Origin of the sequence: Amycolatopsis sp. NBC_01286, assembly GCF_035982555.1 — a bacterium.
GTDB lineage: Bacteria > Actinomycetota > Actinomycetes > Mycobacteriales > Pseudonocardiaceae > Amycolatopsis.
Window position 1 is genome coordinate 3,442,138 of sequence record NZ_CP108428.1, and the last position, 22,632, is coordinate 3,464,769.

A 22,632-nucleotide genomic window follows, 5' to 3' on the forward strand; every position below is an offset into this window, starting at 1 on the left:
TTGAGAAGCCCTCAACCGGCCGCTTCGCGCAGTAACCGAACATCGTCACTGACAGCGTTGTCGGCGAGCGGCGTTCATCCTGGAGCCGGCGGGCGAAACCTGTCCTCATCGGACAACGGGTTCCGCGCGACGGCGAGCAGCGCGGCAATGCTCGGCTTGCGTTCGTCCCGCCGCCGCCAGGTCATGGTGACGCTGGTTTCCGCGCCGGCCAGCGGAATCGCCGTCGCGCCGTCGTGCTCGACGATCCCGGGCACGATCCCGCACCCCAGCCCCTGCGCGACGCACCGGCACAACGCGGCCAGGCTCCCGACCTCGGCCTCGATGACGGGCCCGTCGATCCGGTCCAGCATCTCCCGGAAGCCGCAGCCTCGTTGCGTGGCAAGGAACCCGACGCCGTGCAGATCGCCGGGCCGGATCTCCGCCTTGGCCGCCAGGGGATGACCGTCGGGCACGATCACGACGAGCGGTTCCGTGCCGAGCACCTCGCTGGCGAAAGCGGGATCGGCGGGCGCGTCCCCGAACGTGAAGCAAACGTCCATTTCGGACTCCCGGACGGCCGCGTACAGCTCGCCGCGCCCGCCTTCCCGAACCGAGACCCGCACCCGCGGCCACCGCTGCCGGTACTCCTTGAACATCCCCGGAACCCGGTGCGCGCAGAGGGTTTCGAGCGCCCCGATCGTCAGCTCGCCCTCGGGTTCACCACGTTCGTCGTCGACGGCGGCCTTGGCCTCCTCGACGAGCGCGAGCACCCGATCGGCGTACCCCACCAGCCGCTCCCCGGCCGCGGTGAGCGCCAGCCGCCGTCCGCGCTCGAACAACGGCGTCCCGAGTTCGCCTTCGAGGGCCTGCACTTGCTCGGTGACGCTGGACTGCGCGTAGTGCAGCTCACCGGCGGCACGGGTGAAGTTGAGCGTCCGCGCGACGACGCGGAAAGTGCGCAGGTGGCGCAGTTCCATGGTGTCCCCCATCGGAGTTCCCGATACCGGCCATCGTAACTCCCTGCTTCCGTCGACGTCACGGAGCGTCCAGGCTCGAAGCCGTGCCAAGACTCCTCACCGGCCTCTCGCTGGGCTACTTCCTGGTCATGCTGGACACCACGATCGTCACGGTCGCGCTCCCGGCCCTAGCCCCATCGCTGTCCGGTCAACAGTGGATCTCGAACGGCTACACGCTGACGTTCGCCGCGTTCCTCCTGACGGCGGGAGCGTGGTCCGACCGCTACGGCGCCCGCCGGATCTTCTTCACGGGCTTGCTCTCGTTCGCGCCGCTCTCTCTGCTCTCGGCTCTGTCGGTTTCCGTCCCGATGTTGATCGCGTTGCGCGCCCTCCTGGGCATCGCCGCCGCCCTACTGGTGCCGTCGTCGCTGTCCCTGATCGCGGTCGCTTACCCGGAACCGGCGTCCCGCGCGAAGGCCATGGGCGTGTGGGCGGCGGTGAGCGGAACCGGCCTGGTGGCGGGCCCCCTGCTGGGCGGCCTGCTGACGGAGACGTTCGGCTGGCGGGCGATCTTCGTGGTGAACGTCCCGGTGGCGCTGATCGCGCTGGCCCTGTCCCGCAAGGCCCCGGCAACCCCACCCAAACCCCGCCACACCGACCTGACCGGCCAGGTGTCCGCGGTGATCGCGTTGTCGACGCTGACGTACGCCTTGGTCGAGCGGAATTGGTGGGCACTGTTGCCGTCCGCATCGACCGCGGCGGTGTTCGTGATATCCCAACGCCGCCCGGACGCGATGCTCCCGTCCCGCCTCATTTCCCGGAACCTGCTGGCAGGCGCGATGGTGAATTTCGCATTGTCAGGTGTTCTGTTCGTGCTGTCGCTGTATTTCCAGAAAACTCGGGGCTATTCACCGTCGTCGACGGGCTTGGCGTTCCTCCCGCTGACGATTCCGACGGCGTTCAACCCGATCTTCACCGGCCGTCTCGTGGCCCGGATCGGCCCCCGGATCCCGGCGGTGTCGGGCTTCCTCCTGATGTCGGCCGGCACGCTGCTCCAGGCACTGGCCCCCGCTCTTTCGGTGGCGGCGTTGGTACTGCTGGGTTTCGGGGTCTCGCTGGCCATCCCGTCACTGCTGACCGCCGTGGTCGGCTCTGCGCCGCGAGAGCTGGCGGGCATCGCGGGCGGAGCGCTGAACGCCGCCCGCCAAACGGGCGCGGTCCTGGGCGTGGCGATCCTGGGAGCTCTCGCCCCTGCGTCTTCGACAGCTTTCACTCTGACGATCACCGCGGCCGTTCTGCTGGTCGGAGCGGGGATGGTTGCTTGGGCGCCTTACCCTGCAGTCACGGAAAGTGTCGCCGGATCCTCCCCTCGATGACAGATGGGCTTGATCGGCACCGTGTCCACTTTTTAGCAAGTTTTTGGACGATCGTCAGTATTCTGACCACTTTTTTGTTCTGGTGTTGCCCCGTTCGGTCTGCATATCATCGTCCGCGTGTCGGACTACGAGTACGATGTGTTCGTCAGCTACAGTCGACGCGGAAGTGCGCCGAAATGGCTGCTGAACAACTTTCTTCCCAGCCTGGTCGACTTTCTCGTCGACGAGATCGGACCTGAGCCCAAGATCTTTCTCGACAAGACGATGCCGCGTGGTGTCCACTGGCCGTCTCAGCTCGAGAGGGCGCTGGGGCACAGCAAGATCATGATCGCGGTGCTGTCCGCCCCGTACTTTGCGTCGAAGTGGTGCATGGCCGAGTGGGAAAGCATGCAGGCACGGGAAAAGGTGTTGGGGCTGGCCAGTCCGCGGCGTCCGCAGGGATTGATCTATCCCATCCGGTATTCGGACTCGGTCAGTTTCGAGGACGAGGGTCGCCGACGGTCTTGGTGGGACTTCAAGGGGCTTGACAACCCGAACAAGGGGTTCCAGGAGAGCCGGGACTGGCATCCGTTCCAGCAGCGAGTCAGAGAGTGTGCGCTGGACCTCGCGACTTTGCTGAAGCAGGTACCACCGTGGCAACCCGATTGGCCGGTCGTCGAACGTCCCGATCCTGTGCTGCCACCGCCGCCGTCGATACCGAGGTTCGACCCATGACGGGAACCGTAGTCACGTTCTACTCCTACAAGGGCGGCGTCGGGCGTAGCTTCACCCTGGCCAATGTCGCCGTGCTGCTGGCTCGATGGGGCTACCGGGTACTGGCTCTCGACTGGGACCTGGAAGCCCCGGGGCTGCATCACTACTTCGGTCCGTACCTGTCGGAGCCACCTCGAGGTGGCGTGATCGATCTCGCGACGGACTTCGTCGCCGGTCAAGAGGGTCCGAGCGAACACGCGGTACGGCTCGACCTCGCCGAACGAGGGACCGTCGACCTGCTTGCCGCCGGCCGCGTGGATTCGACCTACGCCGGCCGAGTGCAGAGCGTCGACTGGGAAGACCTGTACAGCCGGGGGTTCGCCAGTTTCCTGGAGCAGTGCCGGGAGGAGTGGACCGAAAACTACGACTTCGTCTTGATCGACAGCCGGACCGGCATCTCGGATATCGCCGGGATCTGCACTGCCCATCTGCCAGACCGGCTCGTCGTGCTGTTCACGGCCAACGATCAGAGCGTCGACGGTGCTGTCGAAATCGCGCGCCGTGCGAACATCGCGCGCGATCGGCTGCCCTACGACCGGCCACCGCATCTCGTGCTGCCGATACTGTCCCGCCTGGACAACCGTGTGGAATACCAGCGAGCCGATTTCTGGCAGAAGAAGTGCGCCGAGGCCACCGCGGAGCTGTTCCGGAACTGGCTTGCGAAGAGCGTGACCCAGGAGATGATGTTGCGGCACCTGACGGTGCCCTACGTTTCATACTGGAGCTTCGGCGAGTACCTGCCCGTGTGTGAGGAGACCATTCCGTCGGCCGACCAGATTTCGTTCGCGCTCGAGACGGTCGCTGCGGTGATCGCGCAGCAGTTCGACCGCACGGACCTCTTGGCCGACAACCGGGACGCCTACGTCGCGGCCGCTCGCTCGCAGCGCGTGTCGTACGACCTGGACCTCCTCGTCTCGGTTCCGCACCAGGAACCGCCGGCGGTAGCCGAACTCGTCAGGGACCTGGAGGAGCTCGGGTTGCGGGTAGAGCGGTCGCGGTCCAGCTATCCCGAGTGGGACCAAGAGCTCAGCGGCGACCTGGCCAAGCACCTGTGCCTGGTGGTGGACGGGGAGGTCAGCCGCTGGCAGTCCACCGAGGCGGAGCGATTTCTGCGGCACGCCTTGGACGTCGACAGCGACCGGCAGCTGTTCTGCGTGGTCACTCGCAAGGCCGACCTGGAGCAGTTGCCCTCGTTCCTCCGCCACCTGCGGCGTTTTCAGCTGGACGCGAAAACGGGTCCCGGCCTGGTGGCCCGTCAGCTGCACGGGATCATCACCGATTCGCCCGGCCGCCACACCGATTCCGACCATGCCGCGCTACAGGAAGCGGCAGCGATGTTGCGCGCCGTGCCCGGCGAAGTGGCCAACCCCGGTCGGTGGGCGCTCATCGACCAGACCGTGCGCGACATGGCCGCGGCTCTGGACAACGCGGACATGCTGCTGCTCAAGGACTTGACCGTGGACCTCGAGCAGCTCAACCACGTGCGGGCCAACGGCGGCCGGGTCGCGGCACCGGACGGACTCCAGTCCCGAATCGGCGAGTTGCTCGTCCGGCTCGATCGACGCACCAAGTTCTCGACCAAGTGAGGAGCGGGGAATGGCGGAAAAGTTCGGAAATCCTGAGCGGGCGGCACTGTTCGTGCTGTTGCTGAACGGCGGGGAGATGAAGAACCCGGACCTGAAGAACGTGCACGGCATCGAGCTCAGCCCGGCAGCCCGCGGGAGGCTAAACAAGGCGGAGCTGCTCTTGACGCAGACCGAGAGCCGGCCCTTCGTTCACCGGATCACTCCGGCGGGCATCGACTGGTGCGAGCACGCTCTGGCCGACATCGAGACGCCGCCGCGATCCGGTGGGCTGGCCAAGGCCGGATTCGAGCTGCTTCGCCGCTACGTTCGCCACGCTCGGGCGCAGGGGATCAGCCTGTCCGTGGTGATCGGCGATCTCGGTGATCCGGTTGATCTCGAGACGCTGATCCGCGAGGCCTACTGGCAGCTCGCAAGCCGGCCCCAGGAGTTCGTTCGCCTGGCCGAACTCCGGCTCAAGCTCAACGGGAGCGATCGGGCCGAAGTGGACCGGACGTTGCTGGCGATGAACCGGTCCGAGCAGGCCCACCTCTCTCCTGATTCCGACCGCCGGAACCTCACCGACGACGATCACGCCGCAGCCATTCCGATCGGCAGGGAAGACAACCACCTCTTCGCGATCGAGGGATCATGAGCGAAGAACTACAACGGCAGGCGCTCGCCGCCGTCCGATTCAACTCGGCGGAGACGCCCGACGACGTCTGGGGAACGTCGATCTTCCACGTCGACGGAATGCACACCCGTGCGGAGGATCGCATCCGCCGAAGCATCGACGACGCGAAGCGCAGCAGCGGCCCGAGTCCTGTCGGACTCACCCTCCAGGGACGGAAGGGCGTCGGCAAGACCCACCTGCTCGGCCGGGTCCGGCGGATCGTGCAGCAGCAGGGTGGGTACTTCTTCCTGATCGACCTCACCACGGGTCGCGCGTTCTGGAGCGACGTCGTGCGGGCCGTGCGCACCGAACTGTGGCGGAAGGACGAAGACGGTGAACTGCAGCTGACCAAGTTGCTGCAGCGCTTGTGCGACAAAGCGAATGTTCCTGAAGCTGTCGCCAAGCCGATCCTCGGGCAGGCGACGCTGACTACAGATGACCTTCAGGTCTTCATCGGAGCCCTCCGTCGCGTCGACCCTCTCGTCGCTGTGGAATGTGCGGATACCCTCCGCGCGTTGGCGCTGTACGCCGCCGACGACACCGACCAGCAGACACTGGGGAAGGACTATCTGTCCGGAATCGCGGACGACGACAAGAAGAGGAAACGCAAGGCGTGGGGTCTGCCTGCCGAGGCGAGGCCGCAGCGCGACCTCGTTACGGAGATCTCGCGAGTACTCGCCGTCACCGGTCCGAGCGTGGCCGCGATCGACCAGCTCGATTCGCTGATCACCAAGGCGGCCGACGTGCCCGCAGGGGAGACGTCCGGAGAACTCGCGACCATCGCCGACGGACTGATGCAGCTCCGGCAGACCGCCCAGCGGACCTTGACCATCGTCGCTTGCCTGCCCACGACGTGGACGCGGTTGCGGAAGGCGGCAACCGATTCGTTCGATGACCGGTTCACCGAGACGCCGATCCTGAGCGTCATCAACGATCCGCGGCTCGGGCGGGCGCTGGTGGAGAAGTGGCTGGGCGTGGTCTACCAGGGCGTCGGCTTCACTCCACCCCACGTGACCTGGCCGGTGGCGGAGACCGCCTTCGGGGACGAGTGGCGAGGCTACACGCCACGTCAGGTGCTCCGGCGAGTTCAGGAACACGCCGAAGTGTGTTTGTACGGCGAGATCCGCGAACTGAAGTCCTTCGACGAAGAGCCGGTGGAAGTCGTGGTCGAGGTGCCGCAGCCGCCCGGCTCGGAACCCGGGTACTTCGCCGACTTCGACCGCCGGTTCGCCGAGCTGCGCAAGAGCGCAGACGTCAACACCGTACTGAGCTATCACACCGAAGACGACGTGATGCCGGACATCCTGCAAGCTGTGTTGCGGGCGTGGATCACGGAGGTCGGCAACGACGACAAGTCGTGGGAAACCGAACCGCCGGACGGCGCCGGGCACCTGCACGCCGGGCTGGTGCGGGTGCTCGACGAAGAGGATGACGTCAGGGAACGGTGGATGTTCCGGGTGTTCGGGCCGAACCAGCACGGCAACCGGGTGCTGCGGCGGATGCGGGACGCGAAGGCGGCCGCCGGGATCAGCGACGGTGTCCGCAACCGGCACCTGGTGCTGGTCTATCACGGGCGAAAGGGCTGGACCGGCAAGACTACCGAGCGGGTGTACACGGATCTGGACCACGTCGGCAGCCCCCGGATCGAGATCACCAAGGAGGACGTCCGGACGTTCTGCGCGCTCAACCAGATGCTCACGAAGCAGAGCTACGAACTGCTGAACTGGCTCGTGGCACGCAAGCCGGCGAGCCGGACGACCGTTCTGCGGCAGTTGCTGCCTGACGCGGGGAAGTCCCGCGGTGGACAGCGGGAAACCCGCCCGCCGCCGGTGGGCAGGAAGCAACCAACGACGGCGGACGGGCAGAAGTCACCGGTCACGGCTAAGGAACAACCCCTGGCGCAGTCATCGACGCCCCAGGAGGAAGTGTCGCCGCCGGCGGTTGTGAAGCCGCAACCGCCGGAACAGCCAACGAGGCCGCCCGTCGAGCAGAAGCCCGGTGAGCTCACCCTCGGTATCGATGGTGAGATCCGCATCGAGCTCGAATCTCTTCGCAAGCACGCGGTGATCTTCGCCGGTTCCGGGACCGGCAAGACCGTTCTCCTCCGGCGCATCATCGAAGAGTGCGCGCTGCACGGCGTTTCCGCCATCGTGCTCGACCCGAACAACGACCTCGCGCGGCTCGGCGACGCCTGGCCGGAACCGCCGGACGGCTGGCGCGAAGGGGACGCCCCCAAAGCTGCCGACTACATCGCCAACACCGAGGTCGTCGTGTGGACTCCCGGGCGGGCTGGTGGGCGGCCACTCAGTTTCCACCCGCTGCCGGACTTCGCCGGTGTCCGGGACGACGAGGACGAGTTCACCGCCGCGGTGGAGGCGGCCGTCGCGCGGCTCGTCCCGCACGCCCGGGTGAGCGGTGGCACGAAGGGGGCGAGCCGCGGGCAGGCCGTGCTGCGCGAGGCGCTCACGCACTACGCGCGGAAGGAGTCACGCAGCCTGTCCGGCTTCATCGACCTGCTCGCCGAGCTGCCGGTGGGGGCCAGCAAGCTCGCCACGGGTACGAAGACCGCCGCCGATCTCGCCGAGACGCTGCGGGCCGCGATGGTCAACGATCCGCTGCTCGGCGGTTCGGGCGAGCCGGCCGATCCGGCGGCGTTGCTGACCCCGGGGCCGGGCAAGCGGGCCCGGATCTCGGTGATCAGCTTTGTGGGGCTGCCGTCCGAAGAACAGCGGCAGGGCTTCGTCAGCCAGCTCCAGCTGGAGGTGTTCGCCTGGATCAAACGCAATCCCGCTACCGACCGGCCGCTCGGCGGACTGTTCGTCATGGACGAGGCGCAGACGATCGCACCGTCCGGCGGCTGGACGGCCAGCACGCAGAGCACCATCCTGCTCGCTTCGCAGGCCCGCAAGTACGGGCTCGGCCTGCTGCTCGCTACCCAGGCGCCGAAAGGCCTGCACAACCAGATCACGGGTAACGCGACGACGCAGTTCTTCGGTCGCCTGAACAGCCCGGCGCAGGTCGCCGCGGCGAACGAGATGGCGAGGGCCAAGGGCAGCACCGTCGGGGACATCTCGCGGCTGGAACGCGGGCAGTTCTACGTCACCGGTGAGACGTTCGGGTTCCGCGTCATGCGGGCTCCGCTCTGCCTCAGCCATCACCCACCCAGCCCGTTGCGCCTGGAAGAAGTACTCGACCGGGCCCGCAACGGCCGCTGACGAAAAGGCCGCGTTCCGAGGGGGAACGCGGCTTTTTTGTGCGTTGACCGTTTCCCGATGCTTTGGGAAACGGTCAACTCCTTGTTGACGAAACGCTGATGACGAATCCTGATTGCAGGGCCCGGAAATACCGAAAAGGCTCTGAACAATCACCCTCTTCAAGGAGGATTCGTCATGTCCATGCCCAAGAAGCTGGCCAAAATCGGTGGACCCGTGCTCGCGCTCTGCATCCTCGCGGCGGCCCCGGTGATCGGCGCGAACTCGGCGTACGCGGACGGCGACGGCGGGACGCCCCCGCCGCCCACCACCAGCACGCCGCCCCCGGCGGGCACCGACGGCAACCCCTGGCACGGGTGACCGGCGCCGGGTCGGTCGTGACGTGTTCGCGGCCGGCCCGGCAATTGCGTTGGGAACGCGGAAATGATGTACTCGAATGCGGCAAGAATGGAGGTCCGCATGGCCGAAACATTCGGCGCGCTGCTGCGGGAGTGTCGAGCCGCCGCCGGGATCTCGATGGGTGAACTGGCCAAGCGGGTCAACTACAGCAAGAGTTACATCAGCAAGATCGAGAACGATCTGAAACCGCCTAACCTGCTGCTGGCGCGGATCTGCGACCGCGTCCTGGACGCCCATGGCGCGCTGGTCGACTCGGCCCACGAGACCCGGGCGCGGACCCAGGCTTCGAGCACGCTGGACCGCCGCCAGATGCTGACCGGTGCGGGGGCGATGCTCGGCATCGCGCTGGCCGGCGGCCCGCGTCCGATCCTCGACGACCAGGTGGTGACCGGGCTGCGCGCGTCGTTCGAGCACTTGCGCACGCTCGGCATGCAGACCAGTCCCGCGGTGATCCTCGAGTCCCTCGTCACCCAGACGCACACGGTGCACGCGCTGGCCAGGGGCAACCCGGAGCCTGTCCGCTCGCGGCTGTTGCTGCTCGCGGCCCGGATGGCCGAGTACACGGGGTGGCTGAGCCAGGAGGCCGGCAGCGAGCAGGACGCGCTGAAGTGGACCCGGCACGCGTCGGAGCTGGCCCGAACCGCCGGCGACCGGGAAATCGCGAGTTACGCTTACGTCCGGGAGGCCGGACTGGCGTTGTACCGGCAGGACGCGATCGGCACGATCGGCCTCGCCGGTCAGGCGCAGAAGCTCGGCCGGCCCGGTTCGCGGACGTTCGGCCTGGCCGCCCGGCGGGAGGCGCAGGGCCACGCGCTGGCCGGCGACCGAGGTGCCTTCGACCGCGCGATGGACCGCGCGATGGCGTCCACTGTGGACAGCGCTACCGCCGACTACCCGGTACTCGGCTCGACCGCGCCGGACCCGCTGGCGCTCGCCCGCGGCTGGTCGCTGGTCGACCTCGGCCAATCCGGTGAAGCGGCGGCACTGCTGGCAGACGAACTGGCCCGCGTGCCCGTCGTCAACCGCCGCACCCGAGCGCGGTTCAGCGTCCGCCGGTCACTCGCGCACGCCTTGGACGGCGAGATCGACGAAAGCTGCCGGACCCTGGCCGAGACTCTCGGCGACGTGACGCAGGTCGATTCCGCGACCGTGCGCACGGACCTGCGGGAACTGGCCCGGTGCCTCAGCAGGTGGCGTGGCCACCAGGCCGTCCGGGAGATCTACCCCGAACTCAACCGGGTGCTGAACCGGCAGTGAGGTCACCGCACGCGCACTCCATCGCCGCGCGTTCTTCGCGCACCCGCTCGACGTCCGGCAGGTCGAGTTCGGCGAACCCGTGCTCGGCCGCTTTCCAGTGCGTCACGGCGTTTTCGTGGTCGCCCATCGCGTGCAGGGTCTTCGCGATGTCATGGTGCGCGCGGGCCTCGTACGTACGGTTCCCGTGGCCGTCGGCCAAGTCCAGTGCCGCCTTGCCGGCGGTGAGCGCGTCGCGGTGGGCGCCCTGGGCTAGGGCGGTCGCGCCGCGGTCCAGGTAGAGCTGGGTCTGCAGGTCGGCGTCGGGCGCGTTCGCCGCCACCTCGCGGGCCTTGTCGTGGTAGCGCACGGCTTGGGGGAACCGGCCCTGCTGGCGGTGCACGTTGCCGATGTTGTTCAGCGCGTACGCCTCGACGACGTGGTCGCCGACCTCGGCGGCGTGCCCGTGCGCCTCGGTGTAGCTGGCCAGCGCCTCGGTGAGCAGGCCGAGCTTCTCCTGCGCGGCCCCGAGGTTGTTCAGCGTGTGCGCGACGCCCTGGATGTGGCCGATTTCGCGCAGCATCCGCGCGGCCGCCGCGTTCTGCTCCATGGCGACGGCGAAGTTGCCGTGCAGCTCGTTGAGGTAACCGAGCATGCTCAACGCGTGGGCCTCGCCCCGCCGGTCCTCGGTCTGTTCGTACTTCTCCCGCGCCGCCTCGAGGTGGGCGATCGCCTGGTCGTGCTTGCCCAGCTCCATCGTCGGGATCGCGAGCGCGCACAACGTCGCCGCTTCGCCGCGCGGGTCGCCGAGGCGGCGCCACTTCGGCAACGCCCGGGCCGCGAGCTCGAGCGCTTCGGACAGCTGCCCGCGCCGGTCGTGCGCGGTCGCCAGCCGGAGCAGCACGTGCGCCTGGCCGTAGTCGTTGCCCGGGTCGGCGGCGACGGTTTCCCAGGCCAGCTCGAGCGTGCCGATCCAGTCCTCGAACTGGTTGGTCGTGTTGAAGTAGCGCCACAGCAACACGGCCAGCCGCCACGTGTGCTCGGGCAGGTCGTGCTTGGCGGCGTACCGGATCGCGGCCACGAGGTTGTCGCGCTCGGCGACGATCCACCGCAGCCCCGCGCCGGTGTCGGCGAAGGCCGGCGTCACCGCGGAAGACCGGTCGGTCGCGGGCAGCTGGGCCTTGTCGAACGGGTACGCGGCGCCGACCGCGGCCGCCAGTGTCACCAGGTAGAAGTCGAGCAGCCGCACGAGAGCTTGCCGCGGCGCCGGTTCCGCACCGGCGAACTCCTTGAGCGGGTCGAGCATCAGGTACCGCTCCGGCGCGGCCTCCTCCAGCAGGCTGACCTCGTGCAGGTCGTCGAGCAGTGACCGCGCCTCGCCGACGTCGCAGCCGGCCAGCGCCGCGCCACCGGTGACGTCGACCTCCGGCCCGGGCAGGCTGCCCAGCAGCGTGAACATCGCCCGCTGCGGCTCGCCGAGCTGCTGGAAGGACACCCGGACGGCGGCGATGCCGTCTTCCTCGCCCCACGGCCCGCTCTCTTCGAGCAGGTGGAGCAGGTGCTCCAGCGGCCACCGCTCGTGCCGCCGGAACAACGCGGCCGCCACCCGGACCGGCATCGGCAGGAACCCGCACCGCTTGACGACCTCGGCCACCGCCGCCGCCCGGCCGCGCACCCGCGGCGGCTCGGTCAGCGCGTGGAACAGGTCGACGGCTTCTTCGGGCGCCAACGGCGAAAGCCGGACGGAGTCGCCGGTGTCGGCGTCGCCCATCCGGCGGCTGGTGACGACGACCAGGCAGCCGTCCGCCTCGGGCAGCAGCGGCCGGATCTGCTCCGGCGACGCGGCGTTGTCCAGCACGATCAGCGTGCGCGTGCCCCAGAGTGTCGTCTGGTAGAGCGTGGCCTTCCGGCCGACGGTGGCCGGGATCTGCTCAGGCGGGACACCCAGCTCGACGAGCAGTTCGGTGAGCGCGTCGCCGACGCTCGTCGGGTCGACGCCGGGGGTGAACCCGTTCAGCCGCGCGAGGAGCTGCCCGTCGGGGAACCGGTCGCGCAGCCGGTGGGCCGCCTCGACGGCCAGCCCGGTCTTGCCGACGCCGGGCGCGCCGCTCACCCAGACCGCGCGCCGCCCGGTCGTGGCCGCCGTCTCGATCGTGGCGAGTTCGGCGACGCGGCCGGTGAACCCGCCGGGCCGCGACGGCAGTGAGCTGGGCGGTTCGCCGTGCTCCGCCCGCGCGGCGAGGTTGCGCAGCACCGGGCCCGGTTCCATGCGCAGCTCGGCGAGGGCGGTGCGAGTGCCGTTGAAGACGCGCAGCGCGCCGACCCGGTCGCCGCCGGCGATCAGGGCGCGCATGAGCAGCTCGGCGTGCATCTGGCCGGCCGGGTCGGAGCGGACGAGCGGCCGCAGCCGGTCGCGCGCCGAGCGGTGGTCCCCGGTTTCCAGCTCCAGCTCGGCCAGGTCGCCGACGGTGTCGGGCAGGCTCTCCTCCGGGAAGACCACCTCCGGGCCGCCGACGCGGTCGATGTCGATGTCCTCGAGGAACGCCCCGCGCCACAGGCCGGCGGCCTCGCGCAGCAGCTCGACGGCCCGGCGCGGATCACGCGTCCGGACCTCGGCGGCCTCGGTCCGCAGCCGGTCGAACCGGACGGTGTCGAGCTGCGCGTCACCGATCCGCAGCAGGTAGCCGGTCGGGGTCGTCTCGATGGTCACGTCGGTGTCCTGCACGACGTCACGCAGCCGCTTGATGTAGCCGCGCACCATGGTCGGCTTGGCTTCCCGGCCGGCCCAGACGATCTCCGCGAGGCGCGTGGGCGTCACCGGCTTGTTCGCGTTCAGGAGCAGCACGACGAGGACGAACCGTTGCTGCTGGTCACCCAGCTGCACCGGGGCGCCGTCGTGCCACGCCTCGAGCGGGCCGAGCATCCGAAACTCCACGCGGCCTCCCCGGCGCCAGCTTGCTGTCCGCAAATGACATCGCGCAATCGGCCGAAAGGGTTTCGAAAATCCGCATTTCCTGCACGTTCGATACACACGGCCTTGCCAGGCTGCGCCGGTGAACCAGGGGCGTGAGGGAGAAACCGGTATGGGGTCCGACGTGTTGCCGTGCTACGTCGCTTGCGATGTGTCGCTTTCGATGGCGGATCACCTCGACGAGCTGAACACCGGGCTGCGGGAGTTCCGCGGCGCCGTGGACGCCGACGCGTCGGTCACCGGCCGGATCCTCTGCAGCGTGATCGGGTTCGGGGAGACCCCGCACGTGGTGCAGCCGCTGCTCCCGATGGACGACCTCGCCGAGCTGCCCGCGCCGCGGGCGGGCGCCGGCACCAACTTCGGACCGGCGTTCACGTTCCTGCGCGAGGCCATCGACGGGGACGTCGGCGGGCTGGAGAAGCACCGGCTGCAGGTGCACCGCCCGGTGGTGTTCTTCCTGTCCGACGGCCAGCCGACGGACCCGGTGACCTGGCCGGCGGCGTTCGCTTCGCTGACCGACCCGGCGTGGGCGCGCCGGCCCCGGGTGGTGGCGTTCGGCGTCGGCGACGCGGACGAGGACGCGCTCGGCCGGATCGGCACGTTCCGCACGTACTTCGGCCGCGACGGCGTCCGCGTGGGCACGGCGTTGATCGCCTCGGTGATGCACGTTCTGTCGACTTCCCGTCCACCGGCCGGTCGCATCCTGTCCAGAAAGGAGACGTCATGGAAACGCACTGAAGGAGACCGGCTGTGAGAGGGCGCGCAGAACTGGTCCAGGAGCTCAAGACCCTGCGCAAGGGGCGCGGCTTGCTGGGCAGGCTGGAAGAGCGGGTGGGCCCGGTGCTGCGGTCGGCCTGCGAAGTGACCGAAGAGGACGGCCTGGCGACGGTCCGCCAGAAGGTGGCCGGCCGCCTGTCCGAACTGGCCGAGCACCTGCCGGAGGACCTGCGGCTGGCGGCGTTGGCGGCCTTCGCGATCTGCGCGGAGGCCCGCCAGCCGCTGTACCAGGACCGGGTGAAGTGGGCGGCGATGCGCGTCGACCGCGACCCGCGGACGGTCCGCCGTCGCGTGGACGAGGCCATCGAGCTGCTGGCCGAGCTGGCCACCGGAGCTGCGGCCGCGCCGGCCGCGTCCCCGGCCGACCGCTGGCACTCGACGTCGCTGACGGTGGCGATGGTCCTCGACCAGCCGCAGCCGGAGATCCTGGAGCAACGCCGGATCGTCGCCGACCAGGACGGCTTGCGTTCGCTGGACCTGGCGGTGTCGTTGCCCGCCGGCCGTCAGGACCTGACGGTGACGGTGTTGTACGGCGGCACGCTGGTGGACCGCGGGATGGAGGCGAGCGACCGCTGGGGCTACGGCCTGGAGCTGCCCCGCCCGCTGGCCCGGGGCGAGTCGTGGGAGGTCGCGGCCCTGTTCCGCCTGCCGTCGGCGGCGGCGCTGAGGCCGTACATGGTGTGCGTGCCCCGGCACCTGTGCGACTCGTTCGACCTGCGCGTCCGCTTCGGACTGGAGCACCCACGCGAGGTCCGCACCCTGGAGGGCGCATTCCAGCGAGACGTCTCAGACCCGGCCTACAGCGGCGGCCGCCACGCGGTCGATTCGGCGGGGGAGGTCCACCTGCGGTTCCGGGGGCTGACGCCGGGTCTGGCATACGGCGCGAGGTGGGACGACGAGCCGTGAGCGGTCAGTCCAGCAGCCGTTGTTCCTTCGCCACCGCGACGGCGCCGGCCCGGGTGTCGACGGCGAGCTTGCCGTAGATCCGGCTCAGGTGGGTCTTGACCGTGGCCTCGCTGATGAACAGCGCGCGGGCGATCTCGCGGTTGCCCAGCCCCTGCGCGAGCTGGCGGAGGATGTCCCGCTCGCGATCGGTGAGCGACGGCCGCGGGGTGCGCAGCTGCGCCATCATCCGGTCGGCGACCGGCGGGGAAACCGCGGTTCGGCCGGCCGCGGCCGCCTCGATCGCCGCGTACAGCTCGTTGGCGGACCCGGCCTTCAGCAGGTACCCGGTGGCGCCCGCGGCGATGGCGCGGGTGATGTCCGCGTCGGTGTCGTAGGTCGTCAGGACCAGGATCCGGGGCGCGCCGGGATCGGCGAGGATCCGCCGCGTCGCCTCGATCCCGTCGATGCCGGCGCCCAGCTGCAGATCCATCAGGACGACGTCCGGGCGCACAGTGGCCGCGGTCGCGACGGCTTCCTCCCCGCTCGCCGTCTCCGCGACGACCTCGATGCCGTCCGCGCCGGCCAGCAGGGCACGCAGCCCGGCCCGCACGACGGCGTGGTCGTCGCACACCAGCACGCGAATACTCATGGGGCAGTCTCCAACGGGATCGCAGCCGAGATCACAGTGCCCTGGCCGGGGGCGGATTCGACGGTCAGCCGGCCACCGAGTTGCTGCGCCCGGGCTCGCATGGCCGGCAGGCCGTGGCCGCGTTCACCGGGTTCTGTTTCTGTCACGGCGAAACCTCGTCCGTCGTCGGCGACGTCGAGCACGACTTGGTCGTCGAGGTAGGTGAGCGTGACGACGGCGCGGCCGGCTCCCGCGTGCTCGAGCGCATTGGCCAGCGCGCCCTGGGCGATGCGGACCAACGCGGACTGAACGCGCTCGGGCAGCGGCCGCTCGTCGCCGTCGACGCGGACCTCGGCGGGCAGTCCGGCCTGCGTCTGCCGATCGGCGACGGCGTGGAGCGCGTCTTCGAGCGTGGCGTCGGCGAGGTCGGCGGGCGCGAGGTCCTGCACGAGCCGGCGCGCTTCCGACAGGTTGCCGGCGCCGACGCGCAGCGCGGAACGCAGGTGCTCGCGCGCCAGCTCGGGCCGGGCCCAGGCCTGGTCGGCGGCCTGCAGCAGCATCGCCTGGCTGGACAGACCCTGCGCGAGAGCGTCGTGGATCTCGCGGGACACCCGGTGCCGCTCGGCCAGCACCCCGGCGTTTCGTTCGGACTCGCGCAGCCGCTCGGTTTGCCGCCGCATGAAGGTGATCACCGCGGTCGTGACCAGGGCGATGGCGATCGGCACGATGGTGAGGTTCGGGTCGAAGCCGTCGGCCAGCCGGTTCTGCGAGACGACCACGAGCGCGGTGACCACGGCGACCAGGACGACGGCCGGGCCGGTCGGCAGCGTGCGCAGGCCCGTGACGAACAGCGGGATCGCCGACCACGCGAAGCTGGGCGCGAGCACGACCAGCACCACCCAGAACACCAGGACGACGAGCAGCCAGACGAGGCCGGGCTTCAGCAGCCCGACGCCGTACGCGACGACGAGGGCCGCGGTCAGCGCGATCACCCAGGGCGCCAGCGGGGTGCCGTCGTGGCGGGTCAGGAACCGGACCGCGGACGCGAGCACCAGCAGCAAGAACGCCGAGTGCATGACCACGGCGAGCCACCGCGCGTCCGAGTCGGCTGTCGTCATGTTCACTCCCCCTCCGCTCTCAGCGTCAACCGGGCTCGGTGCCCGCGCATCAGCCGATCGGCTGACCCGGACGTCGGCCGGTCGACGCGGGAAACGTCGCCGACGCATCGACCGCGTCGACCCCGTGGCGGGCTGAAGCTGGAGCCATCGAACCCCACGATCCCGAGGAGCGCACCATGATCTCGACCCGCACCCGCATCGCCGCCGCTGTCGCCGCGCTCGCCATCACCACGGTCGGCGCGGTGTCGGCCACCGCGGCTCCGGCTACGGGCGTCGTCCAGACGTCACACCTGACGATCGCCTCCGCGCAGAAGGCCGCCCAGGCCGCACTGAACGCCGCGACCAAGGCGGGCCAGCACGTGTCGGTGGCGGTGGTGGACCGCGACGGCAACACGGTCCTGACCCTGCGCGGCGACGGCGCGGGCCCGCAGTCCTACAGCTCGGCGCAGCAGAAGGCGTTCACGGCGGTCTCGTGGAACGCGAAGACGTCCGAGCTGGTGGGCCGCCTGCAGCAGACCCCGACGTTGAAGGACATCGAAGGCACCCTGTTCCTCGCCGGCGCGGTCCCGGTGACCGCGGGCTCCACCCCGATCGCGGCGGTAGGCGTCGCGGGAGCGCCGTCGGGTGCCCAGGACGAGACGTTCGCCCAGGCCGGCGTGGACGCGCTGGGCAAGTAACGTGTCTTCGATGTTGATCAGTGACGTCCGCCCCTGGGGCGGCGAGCGCAGCGACGTCGAACTGGACGGCGACCGGATCACGGCAATCCGCCCCCACGCTCCCTCTGCGTCTCCTTCGCTGGAGGGCCGAGGCCGCCTGCTGTTCCCGTCGTTCAGCGACGTCCACGTCCACCTGGATTCGACGCGCATCGGCCTCCCGTTCCGCCCCCACACGGGCGGCCCGGGAGTGGTCGCGATGATGACGAACGACCGCGACAACTGGCGGACAGCGGAGGTCCCGCTACCGGAGCGGGTGGCCGGAACCCTGGAGCGAATGATCGGGTTGGGTACGACCCGAGTCCGCAGCTACGCCCAGGTAGACGTCGACTGCCGCCTGGAGAAGCTGGACGCAGTCCTGGCCGCCCGCGAGAAGTACGCCACCCAAGCCGAAGTCCAGGTAATGGCGTTCGCCCAGGCAGGCATCCTCCGCGAGCCGGGCACGCTGGACCTCCTGGACGCAGCAATGCGCTCCGGCGCAACGGTCATCGGCGGAATCGACCCGTGCACGTTGGACCGAGACCCGAAAGGACACCTGGACGCGGTCTTCGCCCTGGCCGAGAAGCACCAGGCCGAGATCGACATCCACCTACACGAGCCGGGCCACCTGGGCCTGTTCTCGACGGACCTGGTGATCGACCGAGTCCGGGCGCTGGACATGCGCGGCAAGGTGACGATGTCCCACGCGTATGACCTGGGCTCGATCTCGGAGTCGGTAAGCCGCAGGGTGATCGACGACTTCGCTTCACTCGACATAGCGATGACCACAGTCGCCCCCTCTGCCGCCGGCCAGCTACCCCTGCTGGACCTGGTCGCCTCAGGCGTCCGCATCGGCCTGGGCGAGGACGGCCAGCGGGACTACTGGAGCCCCTACGGCAACTGCGACCTACTGGACCGAACCTGGCAACTGGCCTTCACCCGAGGCTTCCGCCGCGACTCGCACATCGAGCTGGCTTTGGCGATCGCGACGATGGGCGGAGCATCGATCATGAGCCACGACGTCCCGCGCCTATCGGACATCGACGACCGCCCGGGCCTGGCGGTGGGAGACCGAGCGAATCTGGTCTTGGTGGACGGCGAAACCCCGACAAGCGCGGTGATGGACCGAGGAAAGGACCGAACAGTCCTCCACAACGGCGTCGTGGTGGCAGACGGTCTCGAGGTGCTCACGAGGCCGGTCTAGCTGGTCATCTCCTCGAGAAATGCCTGGGTCTCGGGGTCCGTAGAGTAGACGGCGGTGCCGCGCATGCCCCGGGTGAGCAGGACCTTGTAGGTGTTCTTGATCAGGGCGGCGAAGTGCAGGTCATCGGCGCGTTTGACCGCCGGGTCCTTCGAGTCGGACCTGCTGGGCACCCACATCCCGTCGCGGCGCACCAGGTCCGGGCCGAAGATGACACCGGACCAGTCGTATTCGAAGCCCTGGGCGGTGTAGATGCAGCCGACCTGGCCGAAGCCGCGGGTGTCGGTGGCCCAGTAGTCCGACTCGGGGACGTCCGGTACCCGTTTGCCCTCGGACTTCGCGTTCCAAGGTCGCTCCCAGGAGCCGATGCGGACGTCGTCGACGAGACGTCGTTCGCCTTCTTCGCCGACCGGATCACTCCACCGCCAGCAATAGCCGGCCGTGATCCGCGCGACTCCGCTGTGCGCGGCCTGCTGGTTCAGCACCCAGCCCTCCAGCGCCTCCGGTGAGCTCACGCCGGCCAAGGTGATGCCCTGGTCGAGCGGCCCGGCGAGTTTGCTCCACGGAATCGGTGGTTCGGCGGTCCCGCCGAGCCCGAGGAGCCGCGCGACCCACGTGTCGTACCAGACGGACCCGCCACAACGCATCTGGTCGTACAACCGGACCACTTCGACTTCGCAGCCGAGGGCTTGGGCGGCGGCGGTGATCTCCGTCAGCGACCCCATCTCTCCGGGCCGCACGATCTGGTTTTCATCGAGCAGGAAGACGGGGACGTTCGCGACGTTGACCAGTTCGTCGATCTGACGGCCCGCCCGCTCCCGCTGTTCCTTCTTGGTGAACCGGTTGATCCCGTTTTCGCGGATGCGGTGTGCCTCGTCGCAGATGACGACGTCGAGTTCCCTGGGACGACTGCCGACGTAGGAATTGAAGTACTTGAACAGTCCCTTGACACGCTGGTTTCCTCGACCGGCGTATTTCCGCATGGTCTGGGTGAACGCTTTCGAGCCCGTGGCGTGGTGAACCGCCAGACCTCGGCGTGCGAGCTCGCCGAGGAGGCTCAGCGCGATGACGCTCTTCCCCGAGCCGGGCCCGCCCTCCACCACGACGACCGTCCGGGTGTGCGCCGCACGCGAGCGTTCGACCGCGTTCAGGACGAGCTCGTAGGCGACCTTCTGCTCGTCGAGGAGGACGAACTGCTCTCTGTCTTGGATTTCCTGCGCGGCCAGCGTCAGCAGAGGCTTGGTCGGCCGGTGTTCGAAGTTCAGGAACTCGTCACCGGCCGCGATGTCGGCGACTCGTCCGGCGCCTGGATCGAGGAGCGAGCGCAGGTGGTCGGCGAGCTTCGCGTTGTCGTCCATCGTGAACAACCGGCCGTAGCCGTCGACCTGGTGGTCGAAGAGCGAGGCCACATCCGCTCGGCGGGCGTTGTGCAGGTACGCGACACCGTGCACGGCCCGTGGGCGCTCGATAAGGGCGGGCGTGTGGTCGGCGAAGTACTGGCAGTAGCCCCGTACTTGCTCGACGGGGTGCAGGTGCCGCCCGGGCAAGCCGGGCACGTTCAGCACCTCGGCCAGGTAGAGCTCGGCCTTGGACCACTGCTTGAGCTCCACGAAGACGAAGGAGGACTCGGCGGTCCGCGGATGGATACCGCACAGGACGACATCGATCCGCTGACGGCTGTGCGGCAGCTGGTGCTCCAGCAGGACTTCGGTCTCCCCGAGGCCAGCGTCCGCGACCTGCTGCAAGAGGATGGGCAAGCTCCGCTGCCACGAGTTGACCTCGCCGATCCCCACCCGCGTCCCGATGACGTATCCCGCCTGTTCCTGAAGCCGGATGTGCAGGTGACCGGCGCGTGCTTCGGCAAGCAGATCACTTGCGCTGCCACGGATCAGAGCCAATGGATCCCCCTGGACGTGCGTCATCGACGTACGGTTTCGGGGGCAGCAACGGAGTACTCCGGTGCCCGTCGGGCCGTGATCGACAAGCCTAGTGGAAGCCGGGTCTGTGGTTGGGGACCCTCGCCGCTGTCCGGACGTGACCAAATGTGACCTGACTAGGCCAATCGGTCTAATGTGAGGTCTGAATGTCGTAACTTCCGGAAGTATCCGGAAACTATTCACGTATTTTGGTTGAGAACCGTTGTCTCTGCTCGAATGATCGACCCCGATCGAGGGGTATCGACATTGTCGGGAGGGACAAGGTTGGTGCAGGGTTCGGCGCGGAATCTGCTGCGCGAGTTCGAAGAAGGAAGGCTGGTTCCGGCGCTGGCGGCGCACGTCGGCATTCGTTACCGGCCGGACGAGGAACACGGCGAAATCGGATCGTGGCGGAGGAGTGTTCCGGTCTTGCTGGGACTGCTGTGCGACTGCGGTCTGGGTGATCTCCAGGTCATCCTCGAATACCAGCTGCCGTACAGCCCCAAGCGGGTCGATGCTCTGCTGTGCGGCGTCCACCCGGAAACCGGCCTGCCGTCGTATGTCCTGGTCGAACTCAAGCAATGGAGCAACGCCGAGGTCGTCAGGCATGGACTGGTCCGCTACAACGGGCGGAAGGGCCAACCGGTGCTGCACCCGGCGGAGCAGGTTCGCCGGTACTGCATGCACCTCCTCGGATTCGTGCCGTCGTTGGCTCGCACGCCTTCGTGCGTGAAAGGCCTGGCTTACCTGCACAATGCTCACCGCGGTGACGACTGGCAGCTGGACGACTTCGACCGTGACGACTACAGCGGGCTGTACACGGCCGACCAGCTGGGAGATCTCGCCACCGATCTGGCGGCGTCGTTGCAGGTCGCCGACGACGCCGCGGACCGGTTGGTCCGGGCCAGGCGAGCGCCGGCCCGGTCGTTGCTGATCACGGCCGCCGGTTCGGTTGCGGCGCGCACGGACTTCGTGCTGCTGGACGAGCAGCAGGTGGCTTTCGAGGCGGTGCGGGGAGCGGTTGCCGATGCCTCCGGGAACGGTGGCGGCCGGAAGAAGGTCGTCCTGGTCCGAGGAGGGCCGGGAACGGGCAAGAGCGCCATCGCGCTGAACCTCTATGCGGCGATGGCGCGGAGCAGGGTCAAAGTGGTTCACGCGACCGGTTCGAAGGCCATGACCGAGACGCTGCGACTGTCCGTCTTCGGTGAGAACCACTGGCAGGGCGAAGACGTCTTCAAGTACTTCAACAACTTCGCCCGTGCCCGCCAGAACGAGCTCGACGTCCTGATCTGCGACGAAGCACACCGGCTTCGAGGGCAGGCCAACGTGCCCGATTACTGGCGCGGCCGATTGCGGGGGCAGATCCACCAGCTCATCGACGCGGCGAAAGTCCCGGTCTTCCTGCTCGACGACCACCAGGTGGTGCGGCCGAGTGAGATCGGTTCGCCGAACGACGTCTTGGAAATCGCCCGGGCGATGGACTGCCAGATCGTCGAGGTCGACCTCGACGGACAGTTCAGGTGCGGCGGATCACCGTTGTTCGACCTGTGGGTGCAGCGCCTGCTCGGCTTGGTCGAAGAGGCGCCGGTTTCGTGGTCTGACCTGGTCGCGGACACCGACGACGAATATGTGGTGGAGTCGGTCGAAGCTCCGCATGCGCTCGAGTCCTGGTTGCGGGCACGAATCAGGGATACCGATGCCGGCGCCCGGATCGCCGCCGGCTTCTGCTGGGAGTGGACGCCGCCGGTGCGGAAGGACGGAAAGCTCAGCCTGGCCGACGACGTCCGGATCGGTGGCTGGCACAGGCCGTGGAACGCGTGGCCGGATGTGGAAGTCCCGGACGTACCAGCCACATCGTTCTGGGCGTCGGACCCGAGGGGCTTCGGCCAGATCGGCTGTGTCTACACGGCCCAGGGTTTCGAATACGACTGGGCCGGCGTGATCATGGGCGAGGACCTGGTGATCCGCGACGGGCGATGGGTGGCGCAACACGACCGCACAGAAGACCCCGCGCTCAAGCGGACAACCGGAGAAAGGTTCGACCGGCTCGTCCGGAACGCGTACAAGGTGCTCTTCACCCGCGGGATGCAGGGCGTGTGCGTCTACTCGGCAGACCCGGAAACCAACGATTTCCTCCGGAAGCACACTGCGTAGTTTCACCTACGATCACGTAGACGGCGTTTCGGCATTCCGTGCGCGCTTGTGCGGCCTCTTCGGCGAATTGAGTGACCTGCTGGGCCGAACGGGTGTAACGGTGGCGACTGGGTGCCGAAACTGTCGGAGGTCGACCCTACGGTGAGG

17 protein-coding genes are annotated in these 22,632 nt (G+C 68.8%); 12 read left to right on the forward strand and 5 right to left on the reverse strand.

Features of this window, described 5'->3' with window-relative positions; genetic code table 11:
- Nucleotides 1-74 precede the first annotated feature (74 nt).
- Complete coding sequence (locus OG570_RS16780) at nucleotides 75-968, reverse strand: LysR family transcriptional regulator (protein WP_326957497.1); 894 nt, start codon at nucleotides 966-968, stop codon at nucleotides 75-77.
- Nucleotides 969-1,039: 71 nt separating this feature from the next.
- Here OG570_RS16780 and OG570_RS16785 point away from each other — a divergent pair, with 71 nt between their 5' ends.
- The 7 genes from OG570_RS16785 to OG570_RS16815 all read left to right on the forward strand — a co-directional run bounded on the left by OG570_RS16785 (nucleotide 1,040) and on the right by OG570_RS16815 (nucleotide 10,167).
- Nucleotides 1,040-2,311, forward strand: a complete 1,272-nt coding sequence (locus tag OG570_RS16785; RefSeq protein WP_326957498.1) for an MFS transporter — start codon at nucleotides 1,040-1,042, stop codon at nucleotides 2,309-2,311.
- A 117-nt stretch (nucleotides 2,312-2,428) separates the two neighbouring features.
- Nucleotides 2,429-3,025, forward strand: a complete 597-nt coding sequence (locus tag OG570_RS16790; protein WP_326957499.1) for a TIR domain-containing protein — start codon at nucleotides 2,429-2,431, stop codon at nucleotides 3,023-3,025.
- Nucleotides 3,022-4,650 (forward strand): CATRA system-associated protein, encoded by a 1,629-nt coding sequence (locus OG570_RS16795; protein WP_326957501.1) that lies wholly within the window; start codon nucleotides 3,022-3,024, stop codon nucleotides 4,648-4,650. Before OG570_RS16790 ends, OG570_RS16795 begins: the two co-directional genes overlap by 4 nt.
- Before the next feature lie 10 nt (nucleotides 4,651-4,660).
- Nucleotides 4,661-5,281, forward strand: a complete 621-nt coding sequence (locus OG570_RS16800; protein WP_326957503.1) for a hypothetical protein — start codon at nucleotides 4,661-4,663, stop codon at nucleotides 5,279-5,281.
- On the forward strand, nucleotides 5,278-8,514 hold the full coding sequence (locus OG570_RS16805) for an ATP-binding protein (protein ID WP_326957504.1): 3,237 nt from the start codon (nucleotides 5,278-5,280) through the stop codon (nucleotides 8,512-8,514). The genes OG570_RS16800 and OG570_RS16805 overlap by 4 nt, the downstream gene beginning before the upstream one ends.
- A gap of 174 nt (nucleotides 8,515-8,688) precedes the next feature.
- The gene (locus OG570_RS16810) at nucleotides 8,689-8,871 is read left to right on the forward strand and encodes a hypothetical protein (RefSeq protein ID WP_326957505.1); all 183 of its coding nucleotides are present in this window, start codon (nucleotides 8,689-8,691) and stop codon (nucleotides 8,869-8,871) included.
- Nucleotides 8,872-8,970: 99 nt separating this feature from the next.
- On the forward strand, nucleotides 8,971-10,167 hold the full coding sequence (locus tag OG570_RS16815; RefSeq protein WP_326957507.1) for a helix-turn-helix domain-containing protein: 1,197 nt from the start codon (nucleotides 8,971-8,973) through the stop codon (nucleotides 10,165-10,167).
- Here the strand turns inward: OG570_RS16815 and OG570_RS16820 are convergent.
- A complete protein-coding gene (locus tag OG570_RS16820; protein WP_326957509.1) occupies nucleotides 10,142-13,078 on the reverse strand; it encodes an AfsR/SARP family transcriptional regulator in 2,937 nt (978 codons plus the stop codon). The genes OG570_RS16815 and OG570_RS16820 overlap by 26 nt on opposite strands.
- Nucleotides 13,079-13,277: 199 nt before the next feature.
- Here OG570_RS16820 and OG570_RS16825 point away from each other — a divergent pair, with 199 nt between their 5' ends.
- Together OG570_RS16825 and OG570_RS16830 are read left to right on the forward strand one after the other, a co-directional pair.
- Nucleotides 13,278-13,868, forward strand: a complete 591-nt coding sequence (locus OG570_RS16825) for a vWA domain-containing protein (protein WP_326957511.1) — start codon at nucleotides 13,278-13,280, stop codon at nucleotides 13,866-13,868.
- Nucleotides 13,865-14,797 carry a hypothetical protein gene (locus OG570_RS16830; RefSeq protein ID WP_326957513.1) on the forward strand — a complete coding sequence of 311 codons (933 nt, stop codon included), beginning with the start codon at nucleotides 13,865-13,867 and terminating at the stop codon, nucleotides 14,795-14,797. Before OG570_RS16825 ends, OG570_RS16830 begins: the two co-directional genes overlap by 4 nt.
- A 4-nt stretch (nucleotides 14,798-14,801) precedes the next feature.
- On the opposite strand, the gene OG570_RS16835 is transcribed toward OG570_RS16830, so the two are convergent.
- Nucleotides 14,802-15,425: a response regulator transcription factor gene (locus OG570_RS16835; RefSeq protein ID WP_326944572.1), complete on the reverse strand. Its 624-nt coding sequence runs from the start codon at nucleotides 15,423-15,425 to the stop codon at nucleotides 14,802-14,804.
- Nucleotides 15,422-16,522 (reverse strand): sensor histidine kinase, encoded by a 1,101-nt coding sequence (locus OG570_RS16840; RefSeq protein ID WP_326957515.1) that lies wholly within the window; start codon nucleotides 16,520-16,522, stop codon nucleotides 15,422-15,424. The genes OG570_RS16835 and OG570_RS16840 overlap by 4 nt, the downstream gene beginning before the upstream one ends.
- Nucleotides 16,523-16,698: 176 nt before the next feature.
- On the opposite strand from OG570_RS16840, the gene OG570_RS16845 reads away from it, so the two are divergent.
- Both OG570_RS16845 and OG570_RS16850 read left to right on the forward strand, forming a co-directional pair.
- A complete protein-coding gene (locus OG570_RS16845) occupies nucleotides 16,699-17,199 on the forward strand; it encodes a GlcG/HbpS family heme-binding protein (protein WP_326957517.1) in 501 nt (166 codons plus the stop codon).
- A 10-nt stretch (nucleotides 17,200-17,209) separates the two neighbouring features.
- Nucleotides 17,210-18,418: an amidohydrolase family protein gene (locus OG570_RS16850; protein WP_326957519.1), complete on the forward strand. Its 1,209-nt coding sequence runs from the start codon at nucleotides 17,210-17,212 to the stop codon at nucleotides 18,416-18,418.
- Here OG570_RS16850 and OG570_RS16855 read toward each other — a convergent pair.
- Complete coding sequence (locus tag OG570_RS16855) at nucleotides 18,415-20,337, reverse strand: DUF2075 domain-containing protein (protein WP_326957521.1); 1,923 nt, start codon at nucleotides 20,335-20,337, stop codon at nucleotides 18,415-18,417. The genes OG570_RS16850 and OG570_RS16855 overlap by 4 nt on opposite strands.
- A gap of 282 nt (nucleotides 20,338-20,619) precedes the next feature.
- On the opposite strand from OG570_RS16855, the gene OG570_RS16860 reads away from it, so the two are divergent.
- Nucleotides 20,620-22,485, forward strand: coding sequence for a DNA/RNA helicase domain-containing protein (locus OG570_RS16860; protein WP_326957523.1), 1,866 nt, complete (start codon nucleotides 20,620-20,622; stop codon nucleotides 22,483-22,485).
- Nucleotides 22,486-22,632 lie beyond the last annotated feature (147 nt).

What these genes read in the sequence shown, in the direction of transcription:
- OG570_RS16780 (WP_326957497.1), bottom strand. Translation starts at nt 968, where the DNA reads ATGGGGGACACCATGGAACTGCGCCACCTGCGCACTTTCCGCGTCGTC.
- OG570_RS16795 (WP_326957501.1), top strand. Translation starts at nt 3,022, where the DNA reads ATGACGGGAACCGTAGTCACGTTCTACTCCTACAAGGGCGGCGTCGGG.
- OG570_RS16800 (WP_326957503.1), top strand. Translation starts at nt 4,661, where the DNA reads ATGGCGGAAAAGTTCGGAAATCCTGAGCGGGCGGCACTGTTCGTGCTG.
- OG570_RS16805 (WP_326957504.1), top strand. Translation starts at nt 5,278, where the DNA reads ATGAGCGAAGAACTACAACGGCAGGCGCTCGCCGCCGTCCGATTCAAC.
- OG570_RS16810 (WP_326957505.1), top strand. Translation starts at nt 8,689, where the DNA reads ATGTCCATGCCCAAGAAGCTGGCCAAAATCGGTGGACCCGTGCTCGCG.
- OG570_RS16815 (WP_326957507.1), top strand. Translation starts at nt 8,971, where the DNA reads ATGGCCGAAACATTCGGCGCGCTGCTGCGGGAGTGTCGAGCCGCCGCC.
- OG570_RS16825 (WP_326957511.1), top strand. Translation starts at nt 13,278, where the DNA reads ATGGCGGATCACCTCGACGAGCTGAACACCGGGCTGCGGGAGTTCCGC.
- OG570_RS16835 (WP_326944572.1), bottom strand. Translation starts at nt 15,425, where the DNA reads ATGAGTATTCGCGTGCTGGTGTGCGACGACCACGCCGTCGTGCGGGCC.
- OG570_RS16840 (WP_326957515.1), bottom strand. Translation starts at nt 16,522, where the DNA reads ATGACGACAGCCGACTCGGACGCGCGGTGGCTCGCCGTGGTCATGCAC.
- OG570_RS16845 (WP_326957517.1), top strand. Translation starts at nt 16,699, where the DNA reads ATGATCTCGACCCGCACCCGCATCGCCGCCGCTGTCGCCGCGCTCGCC.
- OG570_RS16850 (WP_326957519.1), top strand. Translation starts at nt 17,210, where the DNA reads ATGTTGATCAGTGACGTCCGCCCCTGGGGCGGCGAGCGCAGCGACGTC.
- OG570_RS16855 (WP_326957521.1), bottom strand. Translation starts at nt 20,337, where the DNA reads ATGACGCACGTCCAGGGGGATCCATTGGCTCTGATCCGTGGCAGCGCA.